This window comes from Stenotrophomonas sp. Sm10, from assembly GCF_030985515.1.
Taxonomy (GTDB): Bacteria; Pseudomonadota; Gammaproteobacteria; order Xanthomonadales; family Xanthomonadaceae; genus Stenotrophomonas; species Stenotrophomonas hibiscicola.
The window spans coordinates 1-3,543 of record NZ_JAPTFO010000150.1 but is presented as its reverse complement, the minus strand read 5'-3'; the positions used below and the strand labels follow the sequence as shown (position 1 = coordinate 3,543).

The 3,543-nt window shown below is 65.8% G+C and carries 4 protein-coding genes; 1 reads left to right on the top strand and 3 read right to left on the bottom strand.

Features of this window, described 5'->3' with window-relative positions; genetic code table 11:
• Positions 1-60 precede the first annotated feature (60 nt).
• The 3 genes from lipA to O0J15_RS20425 are packed head-to-tail and all read right to left on the bottom strand — an operon-like array spanning position 61 to position 2,065.
• Entirely contained in the window at positions 61-1,071 is a 1,011-nt protein-coding gene (gene lipA / locus O0J15_RS20435; protein ID WP_019660674.1) for a lipoyl synthase, read from the bottom strand.
• A 17-nt stretch (positions 1,072-1,088) separates the two neighbouring features.
• On the bottom strand, positions 1,089-1,799 hold the full coding sequence (gene lipB / locus O0J15_RS20430; RefSeq protein WP_019660675.1) for a lipoyl(octanoyl) transferase LipB: 711 nt from the start codon (positions 1,797-1,799) through the stop codon (positions 1,089-1,091).
• Complete coding sequence (locus O0J15_RS20425) at positions 1,787-2,065, bottom strand: YbeD family protein (protein ID WP_005411067.1); 279 nt, start codon at positions 2,063-2,065, stop codon at positions 1,787-1,789. Before O0J15_RS20425 ends, lipB begins: the two co-directional genes overlap by 13 nt.
• Before the next feature lie 263 nt (positions 2,066-2,328).
• On the opposite strand from O0J15_RS20425, the gene O0J15_RS20420 reads away from it, so the two are divergent.
• Positions 2,329-3,402 carry a lipid A deacylase LpxR family protein gene (locus tag O0J15_RS20420; protein WP_021203734.1) on the top strand — a complete coding sequence of 358 codons (1,074 nt, stop codon included), beginning with the start codon at positions 2,329-2,331 and terminating at the stop codon, positions 3,400-3,402.
• Positions 3,403-3,543: the final 141 nt, after the last annotated feature.

The window sequence follows — 3,543 nt, the reverse complement described above, 5'->3', positions numbered from 1 at the left end:
GGTGTGCGGACCAAGGGTCCGCACCCACAGGAGAAGTAGCTCCCACCCACCGGCAGGGTGTCAGGAAATGCCGGCGCCCTTGGCCTGGACGTCGGCGTGGTACGACGAGCGCACCATCGGGCCGGAGGCCACGTGGCTGAATCCCAGCTCGTAGCCGTAGTCCTCCAGCGCCTTGTAGTCCTCGGGAGTCCAGTACTTCAGTACCGGGTGGTGATGCGCGGTCGGCTGCAGGTACTGGCCGATGGTGATCATGTCCACATCGTGCGCGCGCAGGTCGCGCATGGTGGCCTTGATCTGTTCGAAGTCTTCGCCCAGACCCAGCATGATGCCGCTCTTGGTCGGCACGCCCGGGTGCTGCGCCTTGAAGTTCTTCAGCAGGTTCAGCGACCACTGGTAGTCCGCACCCGGGCGCACATTGCGGTACAGGTCCGGTACGGTTTCGATGTTGTGGTTGAACACATCCGGCGGGTTCTGCGCCAGGATCTCCAGCGCGCGCTCCATGCGGCCCTTGCCACGGAAGTCCGGCGTCAGCACTTCGATGCGGGTACCCGGCGACTTTTCGCGGATGGCGGTGATGCAGTCGACGAAGTGCTGGGCACCGCCGTCACGCAGGTCATCGCGGTCGACGCTGGTCACCACCACGTACTTCAGGCCCATGTCGGCCACGGTCTGGCCGAGGCTGGCCGGTTCGTTGGCATCCGGCGGCTTCGGGCGGCCATGGGCCACGTCGCAGAACGAGCAGCGGCGGGTGCAGACCTCGCCGAGGATCATGAAGGTGGCGGTGCCATGGCCGAAGCATTCGTGGATGTTCGGGCAGCTGGCTTCCTCGCATACGGTCACCAGGCGGTTTTCGCGCAGCTTGGCCTTCAGGTTCTGCACGGCATTTCCCGAGGGAATGCGCACGCGGATCCATGACGGCTTGCGCAGCACCGGCGCGTCGGCGAACTGCACCGGCGAGCGGTTGATCTTGTCACCGCCCAGCTGCTTGACCCCGGCCTGCAACGGCGCGGCGGATGGGGAGTCGCCCTGCACGATCTGCAGGGGAATGGAACGGGCGGTGGTTTCAGTCATGGCAGTTCCGGGAGCGGTCAGGCGGCCGCAGAAAGATCGGGCAGTTCGTGCGTGGGCTGGAGCAGCAGGCCGAACTGGCGGGCCAGGTGCTCCAGCAGTACCGGCTTGACGGCCTCCATGCCGGAGGGCCCGCCCAAGTCTACTACCGAGGTCACCTGCAACCCCTGATAGCCACAGGGATTGATGCGGTGGAAGGGTTCCAGGTCCATGGCCACGTTGAAGGCCAGTCCATGGAAGGTGCAGCCGCGCCGCACACGGATGCCGAGCGCAGCGATCTTGGCACCACCGACGTAGACGCCCGGGGCGCCCTCGCGGCGTTCGGCACCGATGTTCCACTCGGCCAGCGTATCGATGAGGGCCTGCTCGATGCGGCACACGTAGTCGCGGACCCCGATCCCCAGCCGCGGCAGGCGCAGCAGCGGATAGACCACGATCTGGCCGGGACCGTGGTAGGTCACCTGGCCACCTCGGTCCACGTGCAGCACCGGGATCTCACCCGGTGCCAGCACGTGCTCGTCCTTGCCGGCCTGGCCCAGGGTGAACACCGGGTCGTGCTCGACCACCCACAGCTCGTCGGCATCGTTGTCGCTGCGCTGGTCGGTGAAGCGCTGCATGGCGCGCCATACCGGCTCGTAGGCCTGGCGGCCGAGGTCACGGACCACCGCCGGACGCGGCGCGCGGTGTTCCGGGGCGGCTTCGGCCGGGCAGCTGTCGGCTACAGCGTCCACTTCACTTCCGGGTGGTCGCGCAGCGCCTGGTGCGCCAGGTCGTACTGCTCGCGGCTTTCGGCCTTGAACACGATGCGGACGGAGACGTACTTGCCGTTGGAGGAGTGCTTCCAGCTGATGCGTTCGTTGACCACATCGATGCCGGCAGCCAGCAGCAGGCGGGGGAGCTCATGTTCCAGGCCGCGGTTGGCCGGGCCCATGGCGCTGAGCTCGAACTGGCCGGGGAACTGGAAGCCGTGGTCGGGGTTGTCGGACTTGATTTCCATGGAGCCATTATCGGGCCGCAGGGCAACAAACCCAAGAGTATTCATCAACGTCAAACGGCGCACTGGTGAGTCGCTGCGTTGCAGCTGAACAGACGTTCAGCATTGGTCATTGCCCCGAAGCCCGCTACAGGAGGGTTCAGGATTGTCCTCACGAGACAATGTCGTTTTCGGAACAGACAAGTGATTCGAACGCGCTCGTTCCGTCACGTCCCCGCGAGTACCGTGTCGCGGCATATAACGACAGACAGAACAAAGCCCTCCCAATGAGTCCCCCCTCCCACCGCCGCCTTGCGGCCCTCGGCCTGTACGGCCTGCTGGCTGCTGCCCTCCCGCTTGCCGCCCAGGCGGCCGAACAATGTGGCCCGGACGCGATGCGCGACCATCCGCCGCAGGTCAATTTCCGCGTCGACAACGACCTGTTCGGCGGCCGCCACCAGGATCAGGGCTATACCAACGGTGCGCTGTTGACCCTGGTCTCCCCCAATCTGGTCGATTACACCGACGACCCCTGCCTGCCGCGCATGGCGCGCTGGGTGAACCGGTACCTGGAAGGGCTGCATCCGGGCAGGTTCGAACAGCAGAACATGATCTTCAGCATCGGCCAGGGGATTTTCACCCCAACCGATTTCAGCCGCAGGGACCTGATCGAGGACGACCGCCCTTACGCCGGCGTGCTGATCGCAAACTTCGGTTTCAATGCGCGCAGCGGCGACCGCCTGCAGACCACCCAGCTGACACTGGGCGTGGTCGGCCCGTGGGCGCAGGGCAAGCAGGTGCAGAATGCCGTGCATGAAGTGTTGGGCGACGAGAAATTCAAGGGTTGGGACAACCAGCTGCACAACGAACCACTGTTCATGCTGACCCATGAGCGCATGCGCCGCTGGCCGGGCGATGCCAGCGTCAATGCCGACGGTTGGGGTTGGGACGCGATCAGCCACTACGGCGGGTCGATCGGCAACCTGGAAACCAAGGCCAATTTGGGCGGTGAAGTGCGCTTCGGCTGGAAGCTGCCGGATGACTTCGGCAGCACGCCGTTGCGCCCGGCAGGTGAGAACACGGCGCCGACCCGCGGCGGCCGCCCAAGCGGGTGGTCCTGGCACCTGTTCGCGACCTCCGACGCTGCCTGGGTGATCCGCGACATCACGCTGGATGGCAACACCTTCCGCAACAGCCACAGCGTGGACAAGCGCCATGTGGTGGCCTACGGCGGGTACGGCGTGGCGGTGATGTACGGCCGCTGGAAGTTCGCTGCCGCGCGGTACCACAGCACGCGCGAATTCAACGGCCAGCGCCAATCGCCGGTGTTCGGCAGCTTCACCATCAGCCGCTCGCTGTAGGCGAGGGGCTGAGGGTGAAGCGGGTAGGTGCCGACCGTTGGTCGGCACACCGGTTACTGCATCGCTCGCTGCAAGTGAGGCGCTGCCGGTAGTGCCGGCCGCTGGCCGGCTCTCGCATTTCCGGATTGATTCATGGGGAGC

Excerpts from the sequence above, each read along its gene's own strand:
- lipA (WP_019660674.1), bottom strand. The coding sequence starts at position 1,071 with ATGACTGAAACCACCGCCCGTTCCATTCCCCTGCAGATCGTGCAGGGC.
- O0J15_RS20425 (WP_005411067.1), bottom strand. The coding sequence starts at position 2,065 with ATGGAAATCAAGTCCGACAACCCCGACCACGGCTTCCAGTTCCCCGGC.
- O0J15_RS20420 (WP_021203734.1), top strand. The coding sequence starts at position 2,329 with ATGAGTCCCCCCTCCCACCGCCGCCTTGCGGCCCTCGGCCTGTACGGC.